The following is a 22,544-nucleotide window of genomic DNA, read 5'->3' on the forward strand; positions in this document are numbered from 1 at the left end:
TCCTAATTCATACCTGCAAGATATCCGGTTGACCATGCGATTTGAAGATTAAATCCACCAGTAACCGCATCCAGATCAAGCACTTCCCCTGCAAAATATAATCCTCTGATTTTCTTTGATTCCATCGTTCCTGGATTAATTTCTTTTACATCCACACCTCCCTGTGTGATGATTGCTTCTTTAAATCCACGAACACCCGTAATAGTAAGTTCCATTCGTTTTAAAACAGAAACCAACTGTTGGCGTTCCTCTTTGGTAATCTCATTTACTTTTTTGTGTTCTGGAATTCCTGATAATTGTATTACAACAGGAATTAATTTTTTTGGTAAAAGATGATCCAGAGAATTTCCAAAATCCTTATTCATTACTTGTTGAAAATCTTTTAAAACACGATGATCTAACTGTTCTTTTGTAAGCGCCGGTTTTAAATCGATTAAAAATTTTAATTCTTTTCCTTGATATTGGCGAATATAACTACTTGCACTTAAAACAACCGGACCACTGATTCCAAAATGAGTAAATAGCATTTCTCCAAAATCTTCATACACTTTTTTTCCATCGGCACATAAGGTCACCCCAACATTTCGAAGCGATAATCCCATCAGCTTCTGGCAAAAGTCTTCTCGGATTTGAAATGGAACAAGTGCTGGTGTAAGTTTTGTCACCTTATGACCTACTTTCTTTGCAAAATCATATCCATCCCCGGTCGATCCTGTCGCTTGATAGGACATCCCACCGGTTGTAACAATGATTTTATCTCCCATCACCGTATCTCCAGATTCCAGACGAACTCCACATGCCTGTTCTTCTTTTATGATTAATCCTTTTACTTTTGTATTCAAAAAAACTTTTACATGCTGCGCTTTTAATCCACGCTCTAACGCTGAAATAACATCGGAAGAATGATCCGATACCGGAAATACACGATTTCCACGCTCCACTTTTAATGGACATCCAAGTTCCTCAAACAATTCCATCACCATCTCATTAGAAAAAGAATAAAAACCGCTGTATAAAAATTCTTTATTCGTTACAACATGATCAAACAATTCTTCAATTTCACATGCATTGGTTACGTTACAACGTCCTTTTCCTGTAATAAACAATTTTTTCCCAAGTTTTTCATTTTTTTCATATAACAAGACCTGATTGCCTTCTTTTGCCGCCTGATAAGCCGCCATCATGCCGGCAGCTCCGCCACCGATAATGATTACTTTCATTATAGTAAAACCTCAATATCTTTCTTCATTTGTTTTATATCTTTTTCTTCCAGATGGACATGGAGCGCTTTTACATTATCCTCAATCTGTTCTGGTTTTCTCGCGCCTCCAAGTACATGCAATCCTTCGATCATCTGAGCAGTCAATGCAATGACCAGATTGCTATAACTGCATTCATATTTTTCAAGATATTTCTCCCAATCTTTTAAGATATCAAGAATAATCTTTCTTCGTTCCGGCTGGAACGATGGATTGTTATTTCTTACATCACCTTCTGGAAACGTTGTATCCATAGTAAATTTTCCAGTCAAAAGTCCCTGTTCTAGTGGAGAATACGCCTGAATAGATACACCTAATTCCTGACATACTGGCAACAATTCTTTTTCAATTCTTCTTGTCGCAATACTGTATTTTTCCTGAATGACATCCAGTTGTCCATATTTACAGTATTCCCGAATATCTTGTTCCGTAACATTCGAAGCTCCAATGGCACGTATTTTTCCTTCTTTCTTTAAAGTCATCAAAGCATCCATCGTCTCTTCGATTGGGTAAAGCATTTTATCAGTTGTCTGCCAATGTGTGTATAATACATCAATATAGTCTGTTCCAAGAGTTAAAAGACTATGTTCCAAATCTTCAATAATTCCTTTTTTGGATAAATCACGATACACCTTCGTTCCATCAACTTCTTTATGATAAACAGGTGTTTCATGGCGCCACTCAAGCGCACACTTTGTAGAAAGAATGATGTTATTACGATTTCCTTTGATTGCCTTTCCAACGACTTCTTCACTATGATAAAGGCCGTAAATCGGAGCTGTATCAATCCATACAATTCCAAGATCAATTGCTTCCTGAATGGTCTGAATAGATAAGAAATCATCATTATCTCCCCACCAGCTTCCGCCACCGATTGCCCAAGTTCCCATTCCTAAGAAAGGAACTTTTATTCCGCTTTTTCCAATCTCTCTTAACTGTGCCATTTTATACTCCTTTCGCTTTTTTATGGATGAATAAACATCGCATCTCCAAAGGAGAAGAAACGATATTTCTCCTTCACTGCAATATGATATGCATTTAAAATATGTTCTCTTCCAGCAAGTGCAGACACAAGCATCAACAAAGTAGACTCTGGAAGATGGAAATTTGTAATCAGTCCATCGATCACTTTGAATTTATATCCAGGATAGATAAAAATATCTGTCCATCCACTCTTTGCATGAAGTGTTCCATCTTCTTCTGCTACTGACTCCAATGTTCTTGTGCTTGTCGTACCAACAGAAATTACTCTTCCACCCGCTGCCTTCGTATCATTAATCAATTTCGCATCCTCTTCTTCGATCCGGTAAAATTCCGAATGCATATGATGATCAAGAACATCATCTACTTTAACCGGGCGGAAAGTTCCAAGTCCTACATGAAGAGTCACATAGGCAATCTTAACACCCATTTCTTTAATTTCTTCTAACAATTCTTTTGTGAAATGAAGCCCTGCAGTTGGTGCTGCAGCAGAACCATCATACTTTGCATAAACCGTTTGATAACGATTCTTATCTTTTAACTGATGTGTAATATAAGGTGGAAGAGGCATCTGTCCAAGTTCATCTAACACTTCCTCAAAAATTCCCTCATATTCAAACTTCACCAAACGATTTCCTTCATCAACAACATCAATAACCTCTCCGACAAGTTTTCCATCTCCAAAAGAAATCCTTGCTCCTGGTCGTGCCTTTTTCCCTGGTTTTACAAGGGTTTCCCATACATTATCCTGCTTTCTCTTAAGCAGTAGTACTTCCACTTTCCCACCAGTTTCTTCTTTTGCTCCAATCAGTCTTGCCGGAATTACCTTTGTATTATTTAAAACAAGACAGTCTCCTGGTTTCAAATAATTTGTAATATTACGAAATACGTCGTGACCAATTTCTCCTGTGTTTTTATCTAATGTCAAGAGTCTGGAGCTTGAACGATCCTCCAATGGATCCTGTGCGATTAACTCTTGCGGCAAATCAAATGTAAAATCTGAGACTTTCATTTTTTTGTATCCCTTCTTACTTATTTATTTATAATGATAATTTTTTAAAATTCGGCTTATAGTATAGCACGAACCATAAAAATCCGCAATAAACATCAAATCACCTGATGCTTCAACCATTTTCGGTTTTTAAAACGAATCATATAAATTACAGCTCGAATCGTCCAATCGGTAAACATACCAATCCAGACTGCTATCGGTCCCATTCCAAAAACTCTTGCAAGAATCATCGCAAGCACAACCCTACAAAGCCACATAGAAAGAACCGATAGTGTCATAGAAAACTTCACATCTCCGGCAGCGCGAAGGCCATAAGCCGGAATAAAAGCCATGACCCATACGATTGGTTTTACAACAGTAATACAAGTCACCATAAAAATGCACATCTTTGCACTTGCCTGTTCCATGCCTCCAAAATAAGTAATTGGATAAGTGAGCGCCATCATAAGCAGACAAGAAATAACAACAACAACTTCCGCTGCAATAGAGATTTTCTTTATGTAATAGATCGCCTCTTCTTTCTCCCCTGCCCCAAGGCATTCACCAACAACCGTCATCAAACCAATTCCCATTCCGATTGCCATAATTCCATTTAAATTTTCAATAATATTCGTCATTCCCTGTGCTGCAATCGCTGCAGTACCCATTAAAGATACCGTTGACTGAATTGCCAGCTTTCCAAACTGAAACATACTGTTTTCAACACCTGATGGAATCCCAATATGAAGAATTCTTTTAATTTCTGCCCAATCCGGACGAATAGATAAATAATGTGTCAACTGTACTTCAATTTTGGGACTGCGAAGTTTATAAAGAACAACGATCATAGCAAATGCTCTCGCAAGCATGGTTGCACAAGAAGACCCTGCAACACCAAGATGAAAAATCCATACAAAAACCAAATTTAGTATAATATTTACTACATTCGCTACTATCGAAATCTGCATTGGAAGACGACTATTTTCCTGTGCCCTTAAAATGCAGGCACCGTCATCATATAATGCAATAAATGGATAAGACATTGCCGAGAAAAAGAAATATTTCTTTGCATTGCTCATAACCAATGGCTCTACTTTTCCAAAAATTACACCAAGGATCTGATTACTAAACAAATGACATAATACAGCAATCATCAGTGAAAGCAAAAAAGTAATAAACAGTAACTGTCTTGCAGAATTTCTTGCAGAGTCTTTTTTATTACATCCAAGATAATGAGAACATACCACTGTTCCTCCAGATGCTAATGCAAAAAAGGCCTGCACGATCAAAATATTAATGGAATCTACTAAGCTAACTGCTGAAATTGCTGCCGACCCAAGATTACTGACAACCAACGTATCTACTGTCCCCATAAATGAATTAAGAAGCTGATCAATGGCCAAGGGAATATTAAGGCCGCCAGCTTCCGATTACTAAAACGTCTTTCTTTCATTTTTTCATCATCTCTTTCCTGTCTATTTTTTGTTATATTCCCATAAAAAATACCCTTCGTTTATTATAAAAAAAAGACATTGAATTCTCAATATCTTTTTAATAAGTGTTTGCACTCCTCGAATCCAAGAAACCGAAGATTTCTGCCTTAAGTCTTAAATTTATCCAATCCCACCAAGTGCAATTCCTAATACAAGAACAAATATACAGATTGGAACATAAAGATATTTACAAACCAGAAAATATCGTTTTGTAAATTTCTTTTTTCTTCCTTTATTCACCTGTACTTCCACATACCTTTTCCCAGCTATCCAGAAGAACATAATTCCTGCAAGTCCTGCTCCTAGCGGACAAATATAAATCGAGAGGACATCCATCCAATCAGAAACAATTCCTTGAATGAAGAGAGAAACAAGCAGACCAATCACGGCAACGATGATACAAGATGTTTTTCTTCCCACATGTAGTTTTTCTTGCACAGTTGCAATTGGCGCTTCATAAAGATTTATCAAAGAAGTCATTCCTGCAAATAATACTGCAACAAAAAAAATCATTGCAATCCATCTGCTTCCTGGCATCGATCTAATCAAATTAGGTAAATAAATAAACAAAAGTCCTGGACCTCCCTGATTAAGTTTAGCTCCGGTTGTTGCCATCGCAGGAATGATCACAAGTGCTGCAAGCATTGCTGCAACCGTATCAAAAAATGCAACTCTTGCAGCTGAAGCTGGAATATCTTCTTCATCCGAAAGATAGGAACCATAGATCAAAGTTCCATTTCCTGCAACAGAAAGTGAAAAAAACGCCTGTCCTAATGCAAAAATCCATGTTTTGGGATCTAAGAGAGCTGTCTTGTCTATACGAAATATATAATGATACCCATGGATTGCTCCTGACTGAAAGGATACATAAACACCAAGAATAACAAATAAAATAAAAAATATTGGCATCAAAATCTTATTCGCTTTCTCAATTCCTTGTCCTACACCAAACATTAAAATAATCATACATATTACAAGAGCCATTACTTGCCATATATTGTTTCCAAACGCAGATGCCATATTTCCAAATTTTTTCCCAAATTCCTCTACGGTCTTCGGTGCAAGAGTGGTTCCAGTAAAAGTTCCAACGGCATATTTTAAAATCCATCCCATAACTACTGTATAGCCAATTGCCATTGCAAGAGAACCAAGTACTGGAATCATCCCAAAGGTTTCCCCAAGCTTTCTTTTTCCTTTTTTCTCACAAATCATGCCAAATGCATCGATTGGTCCTGATCTTGCCGCACGTCCAAGACTCATCTCTCCAATTACCCCTGTCGACGCGATCACAATAATAAAGAGAAAATAGGGGATTAAAAAAGAACCTCCTCCATACAAAGAAACTCTCGTAGAAAACATCCATATATTTCCCATACCAACAGCTGAACCAATGCATGCAAGAATAAATCCCCATCGGCTGTTAAATGATTCTCTATTATTTTTCATTCTTCTTTATACTCCTGATCTTTCTTTTTTTAACTTTAATTTCACCGGAGTCAACACTCCATCTTTTCCTAATTTTTGCCACTCATATTCTAGTGATTTCTTTGCAGAATATATTTTTCGTCTCATAATGGTTTTGGATCCTGTTCCTGCAAGTTTTTCATTGATAATTACATATGATGTCTTTTTCTGCATTTGATAGCTTTTCTGATCTGGTGAAAAATAGGCTGTTTTTTTAATCTTTCGATCCTTTGCATCCATTTCTATGATTTGAATTTTCTTCACCGCTCGAGAGGATTGAACGGTCATCGAATAAGTTATTTTATGTTTTCCTTTCGTACCTGAACGAGAAAGCGCAACACTTGCACCTTTTGGCAATCCCTCTACTCTAGATATTTGCATTTCGTTCAGATCTGCATAAAAGGTCCCATCCTGACGTTTATAAACTGGATATAATCTTTCTTCTACTATATTTTCCGTCTCCTGTACGTTGATCGTTCCAGAAACTTTCCATTCCTTAGTTTTAGCTTTCTGATTATCACCCGACTGTATGTTTTCTTTCAAATGAAGATGCCGAATTTGAGGATCACTATCCATCTGTGTCATATTTTTTTTTGAGGAATATTTCATATATAAGAAATATCCATTTAACTTTTTGAAATGAATAAGGCCATTTTTATCTTTTTTCCCTTCTATCTTTCCATTACAATTTTTATTTTTTCCAATTCCTACATATATACCATAGAATGTTTTTTTCGGTCTGATACTTTCTTCTCTCTTAGCAAGACGACATCCTGGTAACAGGATGGTACCCGCCAAAACACTGATCAATATCACGATCCTTTTTCTATTTTTCTCCATCTTTCTCCTCCAGTTTTCCATCAAATTTCAAGATATCTCCTACATCACATTCCAGATAATAACAAATTTTATTAATTGTGGAAAACCTAACTCCTTTGGCCTTCCCACTTCTTAAAATAGACAAATTTGCTTCTGTGATATGGATTTTTTTACATAGTTCTTTGGATGTTATATTTTTTTCTTTTAAAATATCGTCCAAATGTACTCTAATTCCCATACAAACTTTACTTCCTTCTATATAAATTGATCATTTTCTTCTTTTAATTTTTTTGTTTTTTTAAAGTATTCATAAAAAATCAATGAACCAAATGCAATCAATAATGGTTGTATCGATAAATCCAAGTTAAAATTTACATGTTGTAAATTCGCAGAAGCTACAAATTGATAAATATTAAAAACAACATTTACAAGAACTGTTAATCCCATGATAAGCTTAGCACTCTCTGAAAGTTTTCTAGCTACTTTCATCTGTTTTTCTTCGTTTTCACTTTCCATGGCCTTTACCATGTTCAACATCGTCAATAAAAGCCATATCATCAAACAGATCGGCAGAATTTGTACTGCCATCTTCATCCAATCATCCATTGTGAATTGAGACGCTTTTTGCAAAATTTCAAATATTTTTATATAAAAGATCATTAATGTATAAAAACTTGCTACAAGTATAAGTAAAAAATTCATTCCGCGATACAGACGTTTTTTCCAACCTTTCTGTTCTTCTTTTCCAAGTAAAACAACTGCTTTTAAAACACCCCACGCAATTAGCAGACTGTAAAACAAATTTGCATATCCTATTTTTATCGCTGGAAAGGCACTGCTATCTGTCGTAAAAATATCTGGCATATGATGATACATTCGTCCAGGATTAATAAATTCATAAATAATATAAAATAAAAACAATGATATAAGAAATAGCAGAATATCTTCTTTTCCTTTGTTATGTTTTCTCCAATAATATAATACAGGCCAAATACAAATTCCTATATAGATGATAATCGCTATTACATTTCCTACATCAGAACCTAGAGACATCCACCGTAATATTTTTCCTACCACTTCAAACGGAAGATATTCTATTTCAAGCGCATTTGAAAATCGAAATACTTTCTGACACAAAACAGCCAAAAAAACGCCTATCATTGCTTCTCCAATTAAGATTTTTTCCATTTTCCATTTCATCATCCCACCTCCGCTAATTATTGTTTTTCGATAATTTTAATTTTATTATATCATTAATATTATTGTTTTTCAATAATTTAATTTGCATACCGCTTACCTTTTTATACAAAATTCCCCTATATAAGATTTTTCTATGAATGCTAAACAGAGTACCACGTCCATAGGAGTAACAACACCGCATAGGAATGGTAATTCACTTCATTGTCTTATATAGGGGAGCCATTTTAAAATTTATACTTTAAAACCTGATAAGAATATTTATCAGCTTTACAGGTAACTATCAGTTTTCCATTTTTATCATATTCTCCAAATTTCTTACTCATTCCGCTGCTAAAACAAATATTTCCATTGATATCCTGCACACTGCTAACAGTAGGATGCGGAAAGATCGCTTGGATAAATCTTCCCGTTCTGAAACTGGCTAACGCTGTGATATGAGAATCCAGCCTGTTTTCCTCGCAGAATACGTCCATTTCTATCGTAAAACAAGACTCTCCACTCTCTACCTACGGTGGATCGCTTCAGCGATCAATTTTCCTATAAAATAAAAAACAACCAGATCAGCAACAATATCAAAACAAAAAAACTGTTACTGTCTGGCTATTTTAAAATACTTTTAAGCTCTTAATTCAATGCCTAATTTCTTCAATTCTACAAGAATGTCTTCTACGATTTTAGAAACTTCTGCATCTTCCAATGTGCGATCCTTTGCACGGAAAGTTAAGGAGTAGGCAACGGATTTATATCCTTTTTCGATCTGATCTCCTTCATAAACATCAAATAATTCATAAGATTCCAGTAATTTTCCACCTTTATCTTTAAAGATCTTTTCAAGCTGTCCAACAAAGATGTTTTTCTTCATAACCATACTTAAGTCACGTTTCATAGCAGGGAATTTTGCTACACCTTCATATTTACGATCAAAGGTTGCCTTTGGTACTAACGTTGGCATATCGATGACTGCTACATAAACTTCACCTTTCATATTATAGTTATCCATAACTTCTGGATGAACCTGTCCAATATAGGCAACTCTTTCTCCATCCAAAAGTACATTTGCCTGACGTCCTGGGTGTAAGAAAGGATGCTCTGATGTTGGAATATATTCAGATTTTCCACCTAAACCGAGAGAATCTAACATATCTTCCAAAACTCCCTTTAAGTTAAAGAAATCACAGTCTCCATACATTCCAAGTGTCATTTGCATTCTTTCATCTGGAAGCTCTGTAAGAGGTAATGCTTTTGGAATATAGATATTTCCAAATTCATATAATCTTACATTTTTATTTCTATGAGCCAGGTTTGTCGCTAGTGAAGTAAGCATTCCGTTTAAAGAAATGGTTCTCATGATACTGAAATCTTCTCCTAATGGATTAGAAATCTCAATTGCCTGACGTTCTTTTGCATCCGCTGGCAACAATAATTTATCAAATACTTTCGGGCTTTCAAATGAATATGTCATTCCACCACAGAACCCATTTTGTTCTGCTACATTACGGCATATATCTTCCACACGCATTTTAAATGGCTTTTTACCTGCTGTGGATTCTCCATTTGGAAGAGTTACTGGGATATTATCATATCCATAAAATCTTGCAACTTCCTCTGCTAAATCAGCCATACGATGAAGATCCTGACGGAAAGATGGTACAATAACCTCATTTGTTGCTTCATCATAATCAAGTTCAATTCGTTTAAAGTATTTAAGAACTTGTTCCTTCGATACATCTGTTCCAAGGAGTGCATTCATCTTATCAACTTCCAAAGGAAGACGAATTTGTTTTACAGGATTTGGATAAACATCAACTGCTCCTCCAACAACTTCTCCTGCTCCTAATTCTTCAATCAGCTGGCATGCACGATCCATGGCTGCCATTGCATTTTCAGGATCCAATCCTTTTTCAAACTTACCAGATGCATCGGTTCTTAATCCAATTCTCTTAGAAGAAAGACGGATATTGGTTCCATCAAAACATGCTGCTTCGAATAATAATGTTTTGATATCATCTGTCACCATGGAATTTTCTCCTCCCATGATACCTGCGATTCCGATTTCTTTTTCTCCATCACAGATCATCAAAACATTTTCATCCATGATTCTTTCTTCACCATCTAAAGTTGTAAATTTATCTCCATTTTTTGCACGACGCACAATGATTTCTTTGTTTGCAATTGTATCAAGATCATAAGCATGCATTGGCTGTCCATATTCTTCCATGACATAGTTTGTAATATCAACTAAGTTATTAATTGGACGGATTCCCATGGCAGATAATCTTCTCTGCATCCATTCCGGTGATGGTGCAAGTTTGATATTTTTTACAACTCTTGCTGTATACCTTGGACAAAGTTCATCATCTTCTACTCTTACTTTGATATAATTATTAACATCTTCATCATTTCCCGTTTTTGTAACAACTGGTGGATGAAATTCCTTTCTAAAAGTTGCTGCTGCTTCCCTTGCCATACCAATCATGCTAAAGCAATCTACACGATTTGATGTAATTTCAAATTCTACAACCGCATCGTGAAGTCCTAAAGCTTCAATTGCATCATCTCCAGGTTTTACATCTTTTTTAAAAATATAAATTCCATATTCTGGTGCTTCCGGATACATATCTCTTGAACTTCCAAGTTCTTCGATGGAACACATCATACCAAAAGATTCTACTCCGCGAAGTTTCCCTTTTTTAATTTTAATTCCATTTTCTGGATTTTTTCCACCGTCATGACCACCAGCAACACGTCCCCCGTCTAATACAACAGGAACTAAGTCTCCTTCTGAAACATTTGGTGCTCCAGTTACGATCTGAATTGTCTCATCTCCAATATTCACCTGACAAATAATCAGTTTATCTGCATCTGGATGTTTTTCAATTTTTTCAATTTTTCCTACTACGATTTTTTCTAGGTTTTTATCTAAATATGTGACACTTTCCATATTGGAACCAGATAATGTCATTTTATCTGCATATTCCTGAGGAGTGCATTCTAAATCAGGCACATACGCCTTAATCCATGAAATTGGTGTATCCATTTCTTTTTTCTCCTTTTATTTCTATCTTTTTTTCTTAAATTCTCAAATCTCTAGAACTGTGATAAAAATCTCTTATCATTTTCATATAACAGACGCATATCATCGATTTCATATTTTAATAATGCGACACGTTCCAGTCCGATTCCAAAAGCAAATCCTGAATAAATTTCTGGATCAATTCCACACATTTCCAGTACATGCGGATGAACCATACCACATCCAAGAATCTCAATCCAACCGCTTCCTTTACACATACGGCATCCTTTTCCACCACACTTAAAGCATGTAACATCAACCTCTGCACTTGGTTCCGTAAATGGAAAATGATGCGGACGGAATTTTACTTTTGTATCTGGTCCAAAAAATTCTTTTGCGAACTGCTCCAAAGTCCCTTTTAAATCAGCAAAAGTAATTCCTTTATCTACAACCAATCCTTCCACCTGATGGAAGGATGGAGAATGCGTTGCATCTACTTCATCCGAACGGAATACTCTTCCAGGTGCAATCATACGAATTGGCATTTTCCCAGTTTCCATAATACGCGCCTGTACTGGAGATGTCTGTGTTCTAAGCACAATATCTTTATTAATATAGAACGTATCCTGTTCATCTTTTGCAGGATGATTTGCAGGAATATTTAACATTTCAAAATTATATTTATCATATTCGACTTCTGGTCCTTCTACCACTTCATATCCCATACCAATAAAAACGCGTTCTAAGTCTTCTAATGCGATCTGATTTGGATGACGATGTCCTTTTTCATGAGTTTTTCCAGGAAGTGTAACATCGATCACTTCACGTTTCATTTTTTCTTCACGGATTTTTTTCTTTAACAGTGTCATCTCTTTTTCCAACGCATCCTCGATGACAGCTCTTGTATCATTAACCATCTGACCAACAATTGGACGCTCCTCCTTGGCCACATCTTTCATTCCTTTTAATACCTGAGTCAATTCACCTTTTTTACCCAGAACAGATACACGAATATCATTTAGACTTTCCATTGCATCTGCTTTTTCGATTTTTTCCAAGGCAGCTTTTTTAATTGCCTCTAATCTTTCCTTCATCTGCTTTTCTCCTTTTACATCAATATATTCTCGGACCAGGTTCTTTTTTTATTTCATCGAAATTTTCTATGAAATAAAAAAAGAACCCGTCCGCAAAGGGACGAGTTCATGTTATATACTCGCGGTACCACCCTAATTCCTATGGTATCGTAAAAATCTTAATTACCATAAGCACTTAAGTCTCTGCATAACGGGCAGACTCCGTTATCTCCTACTGATTTTCATCACATTCAGAGATACAGCTACGGTGTGAAATTCGGAAGAATCATCTTCTTACTGTGCACCATCAATGCCTTTAACATTCCTTATTTTATAACAAACGATTCTATATTGTCAACAAAAATTATGCAATATTCTCCCATTCCATTTCTTCTTCGTCTTTTTTCTTATTTTCCGGAAGCTGCGCTAAGATAATCGCTATAAACATCAACACACAACCGATCAATTCTCTTTGACTTAAACTTTGATGTAGAATGAAAAAGCCCGCAATAACGGACGTTACGGATTCTAAACTTAATATTAAGGAAGCAACGGTTGGATTCATTCCCTTTTGTCCAACGATTTGCAAAGTATACCCAACACCACAAGATAATACACCCGAATAAAGCAATGGTTTCCATGCGGCTAATAAAAGAGATATTTGTGGATGTTCCAAAAAGATAGCTGGAATCAAACAAATGATGCCGCAAATAAAGAATTGAAAACATGACATTTTAACTCCATCCACAAATTTTGTAAAATGATCAATGATCAAAATATGAATCGAAAACATAATCGCACATAGAAAAACCAAAAAATCTCCTCTTCCAACAGAAAATGATCCCGTCATACATAAAAAATATAAGCCAATCAATGCAATAATAACACCAATCCATACAAACTTCGTACACTTTTTTCCAAGAAACAATCCAAGAAGTGGTACTATTATAATATAAAATGCTGTAATAAATCCTGCTTTTCCAACACTCGTATACATAATTCCTATCTGCTGGAGAGAACTACCCGCCATAAGCGCAATCCCACAGCAAATTCCTCCAAACACAAGGTTTTTTCTCTTACTTTTTTGTATTTTTTCCTTTTCTTTTCCTCGATTCAAGAAATAAATACAAGGAATTAAAACAATACCACCAATCAAAGAACGAACTGCATTAAAAGTAAACGGTCCAACATAGTCCATCCCAACACTTTGTGCTACAAAAGCGCTTCCCCAAATGACTGCTGTTAAAAGCAAAAGGAAAGAACTTCTTATTTGTTGTTTTTTCATAACCTTATATCCTGCCTTTTCTTTTGTATTTTCCCATTCTACTACAGGCAGTTTCCAGACGCAACTTTATTTAAGGGTTTACTACAAGTAAACTTTCCAGTACCGAACATACCATCTTTGATAAAATTTCATATGATTTAACAATTCTTCTCCTGCTTTTTGATAGATCATAAACACTTCCTCTTGTTCTTCTTTTTTTAAATGTTTTCCCCCAAAAGATTCTTTCCTTACAAGCTCCATCATCCGTCTTGCTTCCTCGGTTGTGATAGCACAAAGATTTTTTGAAAAAACTTCTGCAAAATCATTTTCATTTCCATCAAATTTTTCCATGAATCCGGCTTTTTTCAGAAGTTTCATTAACTGCGCAAACAAACAATCCGCAGAAGCTTCTCTTAATTGTCCCAATTTTTTTCTTCGGTAACACCAAAAAACACAAAACAGCATTGGCAAAAACAGGAGCCAAAGCACAATCCATAAGATCATCCTTACCATAACAAAAAAATCGAATGTTTTCTTTTCTTCTTTCTTTTTTATTATCTTGTTTTTTGAAAAATCAGATGTCTGTTTTCTTGTTTGTTTTTGTATTTTTGATCTTTGCTGCGTTGTTCGTCCTGCACCAGGAGTTACCTCAATAACTTTCCATCCCCAAAATTGATCATAAATTTCCACCCATGCGTGTGCATCATCTTCCGTAAGAATCGCTTTCCATGTTCCATCAGATTGCTGTTTAAAATCGGTTACATCTGCTCGATACCCAGATGCATAACGAGATGGAATATAATACATACGATACATAAGTGCTGCAGTTGTCGCAAAATGCTGACAATATCCTTTTTTCCCTTCAAACAAAAAATATTCTGGAATTTCTTTATTAAGAGGTATGGTTCCAGGAGTTAATGTATAAGAAGCACGCTGTCTTAATTCTTTTTTTATAAACTTAGTCACTGCCCCTTCCGTATCTTCTTGTGCATCCATTGGATGTTCCCGGCACAACATTGTTAATTTGGGAAATCTCTGCTGCGGAGCATAAAGATAATGAAGTCTTTGATAAGTTTTATAAGCTTCTTCTTGATCCATCATTCGATCCATGACTTGTTGTGATTCAAAAGCCACATCATTTACTACCCTTAAAACATCTTTCTTTTCATAAAGTTTTGCCTTATCTCCACGATTCGTTGATCCAATATATCCTTCCATATAAGGAATATAATGTTCTGATCTTTTATTCTTTATTTTTATACTGCAAGATTTGATGTTTGAAAAAACTTGTTGATCATACTGCGCCAGATAAAGTGATTGATTTTCAAAAATGCTTTTTCCTATAACATTATTATTTTCTTCTTTATAAGTCTTATAAAAATCACTCTCATCGACTTTTTCCCATCGCCCATCTTCATTATACTTTCCACCAGTGTAATTTTTTAAATATAAAGCATGCTTTGGTTTCTTTTCAAGTACAACTTCCAGCTGTTTTTCATGGTCTGTATACTGATTTCCTCGATTAATTTTTCCATGATCTTCTTCTATGCCCAAAAAATTCATTCCCTGCTTTTTCATTCGATTCTGCACCGATTGTGATGTAGTTATTAATTTTCCAATATAAATATCTGGTATTTTATGAGAAAGGAATAAAGCCGCAAGAAACAAAAGACTCAAGAAACAAAGTGTACTTCCTGCTGTTTTCCATTGATATACGCAAAAAAATCTAGCATCTATTCGTTTCCGATCAAACATCATTTTCCCAGAAATACTGCTTCCCATATGAAAAAGAAGTAACAGTATGATTCCTTTCTCATCGAAATGAACCCCTATCCATGGTCCTACAAAAATCAAAGGAAGACTATAAAAATAAAAAATCCAACCTACTCCAAATTTCCATACAAGCAAAAAAATAAATATTGACAAAAATATAGCAAAGAATTGAAGACTTTGCGTAAAATCTTGATTTTTTGACAAAGCTCCATGATCAGATAATGCCTTCATTATCTGTTCTCCCTGAAAGAAAAGTACTGTCTTCTGCGTATAAAACCAGAAAGAAAAAATACCAAAAAAACAAAGTGCAACCTTCCATTGATTTCTTCTCTGAAAAGTCCAGAAGAAAAGACTTACAACTATTCCTGTGAGATAAACCAATCTCTGATTACATGTTACATTTTGAAAAAATGGAAAGGTATATAAAATCCCACATACCCCGCTAAGGTAGGCAGGAAAAAGAAAAACATTCCAAATGTTTTCTTTTTGTCTTCGGCCAGAAATAAATTTTCCAGCTTGAAATTGTATTTGTTTTTCTTTTCTTTTCATCCATAATACCTTTCTGTTTTTCCTTCTTTCTTCCATTGCTCTTTTGTACAAGAATAAAAAAGCTTGTCTTGAAGATAACATTCTAGATTCATTGTAACCCGAATGAGGGTCGTCTCTTCCATCTGTTCTTGTACAATTCTCTGTTCTCTTTCATCTTTTTTCCAAGGATCTGCTGACAGATCAAATAGCAACCTAAAAAATCCTTGCGCAATATCCTCTACCGTACGAATTGGCACAATTGTTGCCGATACCTCATTTTTATCGTACCACCATAAATACAATCGAATTCCTTTTTTTAATAAATCTCTTTGGACTGCATCAAGCATTTCAAGAAAAATATCAATATCGGTTGCTTCCAATTCCTTATCATGGGATATATCTGCATAAAGAGAAACCGCCTGTACTGTATCTTTCTGATATATTTTACTATAAAGTTTATCTTCTCTGGCACTTAGTTTCCAGTGAATATCTCTCATGGAATCTCCATACTCATAATTTCGGATTCCTTCGATCATTGGCGGTTCTTTTGAAGGAATCATATCATCTGTCTCTTCCTGCTGTACTTGAAATCCCAAAAATTTTTCCGGAAAAGAAAACGTATGATTTTCTTCTGGTATCACCACTGTTACCGCCTTTTTCTTTTCTTTCTTTTTCTTAGAAAATAAAGAAAGATAATCCAATACTTGTAATTGCGTTACTGTTACACAAAAAATTCCACAATGTAATGGCAACATTTGAAAATCCATAACAGCTTCCTCTTTTGCAGCAACAAATCCTTTTCTCTTTTTTACCTCCGGTTTTTCTTTCAAAAGCTCATTCTGATAAGAAAGAAATACGTGAAAAAATGGAACTGGCAATTTCCCTTCATTTTTTACAATTACCTTTCCTTGAATAACTTCTCCACATCGCCTTTGTGAATCCATTTTTATGGATAACTTCATATGGCGTATCAAATAATTTGGTACCAACCATCCACAAAGGAATAAAAAACATTCAACAAGAAAAAGAAGCATAAAAAGATATTTTTCATAAAACCCTGCACAAAAAAACGTAACAGCCATTAGAAAAATATATAAAACTTTACGCATCTTCCCACTTCCTTCCAAGAGTCGGTTCTTTTACCAACTTCAAAATGGATGCAAGAATTTCTTCTTTTGTCTTTCCTTCCATTCGTGCCTTTGCATTTTCTATAATACGATGTCTTACAACAAAGAAAAACTGCTGTTTAATATCTTGTGGTAAAACAAAATCGCTCCCACGAATCCATGCTGATGCTTTTGCCATTTTTACAAGGGCAATTGTTGCTCTTGGACTCACACCATGTTCAATATATGGATGTTTTCTTGTCGCTCGAATTAGTAAAACAATATATTCATACAAATCATCATCCATATAAATTTTTTCCACTTGTTTTTGGATTTCCTGAAAATCTGTGATCTTCATCATCTGTTCTAATTTTTTCACTGCCTGCTTACTATCAAGCCCTTTTGCCATTTGAACTTCATTGGAAAAATCCGGATATCCAATCGAAAGACTTACCATAAATCGATCCATCTGTGCAATTGGCAATTTCTGCGTTCCAATCGTTCCATAAGGATTTTGTGTCGCAATCACAAAAAATGGATCTGGAACATTCCTTGTTACTCCTTCTACCGTAACTTGTCTTTCTTCCATAACTTCTAAAAGCGCAGACTGCGTTTTTGGCGATGTACGATTAATTTCATCTGCCAACAAAAGATTGCAGAAAACGGCCCCTTTTTGATATTCAAATTTCTGTGTATCTCTTTTATAAACAGAAAATCCAACCAAATCCGATGGAAGAACATCCGGAGTAAACTGCACTCTCTTGCATACAAAATCAAGGAGTTTAGAAAATGCTAATGCAAGCGTTGTCTTCCCAGTTCCAGGAATATCCTCCAATAGTATGTGTCCCCCTCCAATCATTGTAAGAAAAATTTCCTGTACTACTTCTTCTTTTCCAAAAATAATATGATTGATTTCATTTAACAAATTTTGTGTTTTCTCCCGCAGCCTCATAAAATCCTACCTCCAATCTGTATCTTTCTTTAAAATAAGATAAAATAAAAGATCTGTCAACGAGAAAAAAACTTATTTTTTCTTAAGTTTTTATGATTTTAAAAATAAAAAAATAAGAGCTTTCGCTCCTATTTTTTTAATGTAAGTATTTCTTCTCCCACCGGCTGTTTTCCTTCTTTGTCTAGGGTAATGCTCGTATAGGATATACTATTGCTTACCACCACTGGAGTTGTCAGTCGATATCCAGCCTTCTTGATTTTTTCTAAATCAAACTCCAACAAGAGATCTCCCTTTTTCACATGCATTCCAGATTCTACCTTAGCATTAAAATATTTTCCTCCAAGTCTTACCGTATCAAGGCCAACATGAATTAAAATTTCTGCCCCGCGGACAGAATTTATCGCAATTGCATGCTTTGTGTCAAACAATGCAGAAATAACTCCATCTGCTGGCGCAAATACTTTTCCTTCCAGTGGTTGGATCGCAAATCCTTCTCCAAGCATTCCAGCTGAAAATACCTGATCATCTACTTCACTTAATTCTATGACGGTTCCATGAATCGGCATAAAAAGATATTCTGTTGAAACTTCCTTTGATTCTTCCATCATTTTTTTTCTTTGCTCCATGGTTTCTTCCTCTGTCTCTTTCATATCATTACCATTTAAATAATCTTCCAGATTTGATTTGATCACAGTGACAAGTGGTCCATAGATAATCTGGACACCATCACCTTTTTTCATAACTCCTCTGGCACCACTTTTTCTTAAAATCTCATCTTTGACTAATGCTGGATCTCTTACCGTACATCGAAGTCTTGTGACACAACAATCAATATCTTTAATATTTTGTGCACCTCCAAGCCCTTGTACGATCATTTCTGAAACTACGGCTGTTTTTGACAATACTTCTTTTTCTTTTGGTACATTTTCTGACTGATTTACTGGATAAACCGATATTTCTTCTTTTTCTTCTCTCCCTGGAGTTTTTATATGAAATTTCAAAATTAAAAAATGAAAGAGAAAATAATAAAGAATAAAATATAAAATTCCAACGGGCACAAACATCATCCAATTTGTTTTTTCTTGTCCTTGAAGAATTCCAAACAAAAACATGTCAATCATTCCTCCGGAAAATGTCATTCCTACACAAACTTTCAATATATGCATCAGCATAAATGACATTCCTGCAAGTAAACAATGAATTGCATAAAGTCCCGGTGCCACAAACAAAAACATAAACTCCAAAGGTTCTGTAATTCCTGTCAAGATCGTTGTTAACGCAGCAGATGCGAATAATCCTCCAACTAGCTTTTTCTTTTCTGGTTTTGCACACTGATACATTGCCAATGCTGCTCCTGGTAGTCCAAAAATCATCAATGGAAACTTTCCTGCCATAAAACGTGTCGCTTCCACACTAAAATGTCTAGTTGAGGAATCCGCTAGCTGTGCAAAAAAGATATTTTGTGCACCTTCAACAGTCTTTCCCGCAACTTTCATCGCACCACCAAGAGATGTCTGCCAAAAAGGAAGATAAAACACATGATGCAACCCAAATGGAATCAATGCACGTTCCATTACTCCGTAAATAAAAGTACCAAAATATCCAGAAGCTCTTACAATATTGCCAAGTTCATACATGATATTTTGAATCGGAGGCCAGATAAAAAACATGATAATTCCGACAAAAATATAAACAACTGTACATATGATAGGTACAAATCTAGTTCCTCCAAAAAAAGAGATCACATCTGGAAGTTTGATCTTATAAAACTTATTATGAAGTACTGCTACCCCAAGACCAACAATGATTCCACCAAACACACCCATTTGAAGGGATTTAATACCAAGAATATCATCTATTGCTCCACGATGCAATACCTGACTTCCCCCATTAAGCGTAATCATTGCTGAAATTGCTGTATGCATGATAAAAAAAGCAACAATACCAGATAATGCAGCTACTTCTTTTTCAGATCTTGCCATTCCGATCGATACCCCAACTGCAAAAAGCAGTGGCATATTTTCAAAAATAATATTTCCACAATCTCCTAAAATTTTTAAGATTGCATATAAAACCGTTCCTGGTCCCATAAGATTCATTAAATGATAAGTCCTGAGCATTGTCTCATTTGTAAAAGACTGCCCAATTCCAAGAAGCAGACCAGCAACTGGAAGAATCGCAATCGGAAGCATAAACGATCTTCCAACTCTTTGAAGAATTCCAAATATTTTACCTGCCATATGTTCATTCCTGTTCTTATAATGTTGTGATCATAAGTTCCATAGTTCCATCAAAAACGGTTTCTTTCTGATCAGAACAGATAACAAAATGATCTCCCTTTTTTACTGATGTTCCTTCCATGATACCATTTCCTTCTGTCACACTGACCATTTGAAATGGCGCATCATTCATAATCGTATTTTTTCCATTTAAAACATAACGGTCTACTTTAAAAAATTCACTATCTACATATCTTGTTTTTGTTCCATTCTCAAGATCTGTTTTTGCAAACTTTTTATTCTGATCAATATTGGCTGGAACATTCGTTACATCAATTGACTGTTTTACATGAAGCTGTCTTTCTTTTCCATCCACACCTTTTCGATGATAATCATAAACACGATAGGTAATATCTGAAGACTGCTGTGCTTCATAGATTAAAGAACCGCTACAGATTGCATGAAGTGTTCCAGACGGAATATAAAAGAAATCTCCCTGTTTAATTTCAAATGCATTCAACAGATTATCGTAATCATCATTTTGAATTGCTTTTACAAATTCTTCCTTTGTTTTTGCATGATGTCCCATCACCATTTTTGTTCCTTCATCTGCCTGCAGAACATACCAACATTCTGTTTTTCCAAGAGAGTTTTCATGTTCTTTTGCATACGCATCATCTGGATGCACCTGAACAGAAAGGTCATTTTTAGCATCAATAATCTTTACAAGCAATGGAAATTGATCCCCTTTAACGTTTCCGAACAATTCTCTATGATCTTTAAAAAGATTTGATAATGTTTCCCCTTTAAATTCCCCATTCGCAATTGTACAATCTCCATTTTTATGAGCAGAAATTGCCCAGCATTCTCCTGTATGATTACTTGGAATTTCATATCCATACACATCGTGTAGTTTATGTCCTCCCCAAATCATTTCTTTAAATACTGGCTCCATTTTTAAAATGTGTCCCATAGCGCTTCCTTTCTCACTCTACACCTTTATTTTTTTAACTTGGATTTAAACGCACGTTTTAATACATCAAAGAAACTTAAGGATCTTACCATATGATCAGATGCGACATATTGATTGATCGCACGAAGAACTTTCTTTGGCTCTTTTGATGCAAACGTATAAGTTCCATTTTTCTTTGTTTGAATTGCATAACGAGGAATTTTTTTACCTTTAAACATCACCGATGCAATTACATAATCAACTTCCTCCCACGGAATCTGTATATAATCATTAACATTACGATCATTATAATACTCAAACCCTTTATCTCCAATCATAATTTTTCCGTAACTATTAAGTCCCTGATAAGAAGTTGCTTTGATCACAAGATCAACTTTTGTATTGATAGACTGTACCATATTATAAATCCTCCGATTCTGTATTGTATACCATATTTTTTGCTTATACAAGAAAAAATTCTTGTATAAGCAAAAAGCCCGGAAATCCGGGCTCTTTTTTCTGCTTGATTATAATAATCCAACAACATGTCCTGCAATACCAACGATGAACAGAGCAATGATAATGATAATTGGAGAAACATTTTTCTTCAATAACCACATGCAAAGCAGTGTTAACAGTAATGGCACAAATCCAGGAATCAAGGAATTTAAGTTATCCTGAAGCGTCGTTACCTTTTCAGGTGTTAAAGATAATCCCGCTGCCTGCTGTGCTAATGCTGTTTTAATTCCTGCCGCTCCATTAGGAAGGCTATTCCAATCAATATAAGCACCTTTGCTTAATTTAACGCTAGATACAACAGGTGTAAAATTGATACTTACCCAACGCTCAATCAAGGCACCAAGAACAAACATACCAAGAATAGATGCTCCCTTTGTAACTTTCTGAAGCAAACCACCAGAAAGGTCTTCTGTGATTTTTGTTCCTACTTTGTAACCAAATTCCTGTGTATACCACATAAATGCCCAACGCATAATGTTCCATACAACGAAGAAAATGATTGGTCCAAGGATGCTTCCACCCATTGCAAGAGAAGCTCCCAAAGCTCCAAGGATTGGTCTTGCTGTATACCAGAATACTGGATCACCAACACCCGCTAAAGGTCCCATCATACCTACTTTTACACCCTGGATGGCGCTGTCTTCTACAGGCGCACCATTTGCTTTTTCTTCTTCAAGAGCCAGTGTAACACCAATAACAGGAGATGCTACATATGGATGTGTATTAAAGAATTCCAGATGACGTTTTAATGCTGCAACCTGATCTTCTTTATTTTTATATAATTTCTTGATAGCTGGGATCATTGCGAAGCACCAACCACCATTCTGCATACGTTCATAGTTCCATGATCCCTGAAGGAAAGTAGAACGCCATGCAACGGATAAACGATCTTTTTTCGATAATGAAATTTTTTCTGCCATTTTTCTTACCTCCTTCTC

General features: G+C 35.4%; 17 protein-coding genes, 1 pseudogene and 1 other annotated feature. All 18 genes and pseudogenes read right to left on the reverse strand.

Annotated elements, in window-relative coordinates; translation table 11 throughout:
• Positions 1-2: 2 nt before the first annotated feature.
• The 18 genes and pseudogenes from KQI71_RS09305 to KQI71_RS09390 all read right to left on the reverse strand — a co-directional run bounded on the left by KQI71_RS09305 (position 3) and on the right by KQI71_RS09390 (position 22,526).
• A complete protein-coding gene (locus tag KQI71_RS09305) occupies positions 3-1,220 on the reverse strand; it encodes an NAD(P)/FAD-dependent oxidoreductase (protein ID WP_216435654.1) in 1,218 nt (405 codons plus the stop codon).
• Positions 1,220-2,203 (reverse strand): aldo/keto reductase, encoded by a 984-nt coding sequence (locus tag KQI71_RS09310; RefSeq protein ID WP_216435655.1) that lies wholly within the window; start codon positions 2,201-2,203, stop codon positions 1,220-1,222. Before KQI71_RS09310 ends, KQI71_RS09305 begins: the two co-directional genes overlap by 1 nt.
• Before the next feature lie 20 nt (positions 2,204-2,223).
• Positions 2,224-3,252, reverse strand: a complete 1,029-nt coding sequence (queA, locus tag KQI71_RS09315; RefSeq protein ID WP_216435657.1) for a tRNA preQ1(34) S-adenosylmethionine ribosyltransferase-isomerase QueA — start codon at positions 3,250-3,252, stop codon at positions 2,224-2,226.
• Between the two features lie 95 nt (positions 3,253-3,347).
• Positions 3,348-4,684: pseudogene (locus KQI71_RS09320) on the reverse strand (MATE family efflux transporter).
• 160 nt (positions 4,685-4,844) lie between these two features.
• Positions 4,845-6,170, reverse strand: coding sequence for a sodium-dependent transporter (locus KQI71_RS09325; protein ID WP_216435659.1), 1,326 nt, complete (start codon positions 6,168-6,170; stop codon positions 4,845-4,847).
• A gap of 6 nt (positions 6,171-6,176) precedes the next feature.
• Positions 6,177-7,028 (reverse strand): hypothetical protein, encoded by an 852-nt coding sequence (locus KQI71_RS09330; RefSeq protein WP_216435661.1) that lies wholly within the window; start codon positions 7,026-7,028, stop codon positions 6,177-6,179.
• Positions 7,015-7,245 (reverse strand): helix-turn-helix domain-containing protein, encoded by a 231-nt coding sequence (locus tag KQI71_RS09335; protein ID WP_216435663.1) that lies wholly within the window; start codon positions 7,243-7,245, stop codon positions 7,015-7,017. Before KQI71_RS09335 ends, KQI71_RS09330 begins: the two co-directional genes overlap by 14 nt.
• A gap of 17 nt (positions 7,246-7,262) precedes the next feature.
• Positions 7,263-8,207, reverse strand: coding sequence for a hypothetical protein (locus KQI71_RS09340; protein WP_216435665.1), 945 nt, complete (start codon positions 8,205-8,207; stop codon positions 7,263-7,265).
• Positions 8,208-8,823: 616 nt separating this feature from the next.
• Positions 8,824-11,244, reverse strand: coding sequence for a phenylalanine--tRNA ligase subunit beta (pheT, locus tag KQI71_RS09345; protein ID WP_216435666.1), 2,421 nt, complete (start codon positions 11,242-11,244; stop codon positions 8,824-8,826).
• A 50-nt stretch (positions 11,245-11,294) separates the two neighbouring features.
• Positions 11,295-12,314, reverse strand: coding sequence for a phenylalanine--tRNA ligase subunit alpha (gene pheS, locus KQI71_RS09350; protein ID WP_216435668.1), 1,020 nt, complete (start codon positions 12,312-12,314; stop codon positions 11,295-11,297).
• A gap of 93 nt (positions 12,315-12,407) precedes the next feature.
• Positions 12,408-12,613 (reverse strand) — a binding site (T-box leader).
• A gap of 44 nt (positions 12,614-12,657) precedes the next feature.
• Complete coding sequence (locus KQI71_RS09355; protein ID WP_216435670.1) at positions 12,658-13,578, reverse strand: DMT family transporter; 921 nt, start codon at positions 13,576-13,578, stop codon at positions 12,658-12,660.
• A gap of 81 nt (positions 13,579-13,659) precedes the next feature.
• On the reverse strand, positions 13,660-15,561 hold the full coding sequence (locus KQI71_RS09360; RefSeq protein WP_216435671.1) for a transglutaminase-like domain-containing protein: 1,902 nt from the start codon (positions 15,559-15,561) through the stop codon (positions 13,660-13,662).
• Between the two features lie 314 nt (positions 15,562-15,875).
• Positions 15,876-16,967 carry a DUF58 domain-containing protein gene (locus KQI71_RS09365; protein ID WP_216435672.1) on the reverse strand — a complete coding sequence of 364 codons (1,092 nt, stop codon included), beginning with the start codon at positions 16,965-16,967 and terminating at the stop codon, positions 15,876-15,878.
• Positions 16,960-17,916: an AAA family ATPase gene (locus tag KQI71_RS09370; RefSeq protein WP_216435673.1), complete on the reverse strand. Its 957-nt coding sequence runs from the start codon at positions 17,914-17,916 to the stop codon at positions 16,960-16,962. Before KQI71_RS09370 ends, KQI71_RS09365 begins: the two co-directional genes overlap by 8 nt.
• A 128-nt stretch (positions 17,917-18,044) precedes the next feature.
• Positions 18,045-20,156 (reverse strand): PTS transporter subunit IIABC, encoded by a 2,112-nt coding sequence (locus KQI71_RS09375; protein WP_216435674.1) that lies wholly within the window; start codon positions 20,154-20,156, stop codon positions 18,045-18,047.
• 16 nt (positions 20,157-20,172) lie between these two features.
• Positions 20,173-21,108, reverse strand: coding sequence for a mannose-6-phosphate isomerase, class I (gene manA / locus KQI71_RS09380; protein WP_216435675.1), 936 nt, complete (start codon positions 21,106-21,108; stop codon positions 20,173-20,175).
• 26 nt (positions 21,109-21,134) lie between these two features.
• Positions 21,135-21,506, reverse strand: coding sequence for a DUF956 family protein (locus KQI71_RS09385; RefSeq protein WP_216435676.1), 372 nt, complete (start codon positions 21,504-21,506; stop codon positions 21,135-21,137).
• A gap of 108 nt (positions 21,507-21,614) precedes the next feature.
• Positions 21,615-22,526 carry a PTS system mannose/fructose/sorbose family transporter subunit IID gene (locus KQI71_RS09390; RefSeq protein WP_216435678.1) on the reverse strand — a complete coding sequence of 304 codons (912 nt, stop codon included), beginning with the start codon at positions 22,524-22,526 and terminating at the stop codon, positions 21,615-21,617.
• Positions 22,527-22,544: the final 18 nt, after the last annotated feature.

Origin of the sequence: Anaerostipes sp. MSJ-23, assembly GCF_018918155.1 — a bacterium.
Lineage (GTDB): Bacteria > Bacillota > Clostridia > Lachnospirales > Lachnospiraceae > Anaerostipes.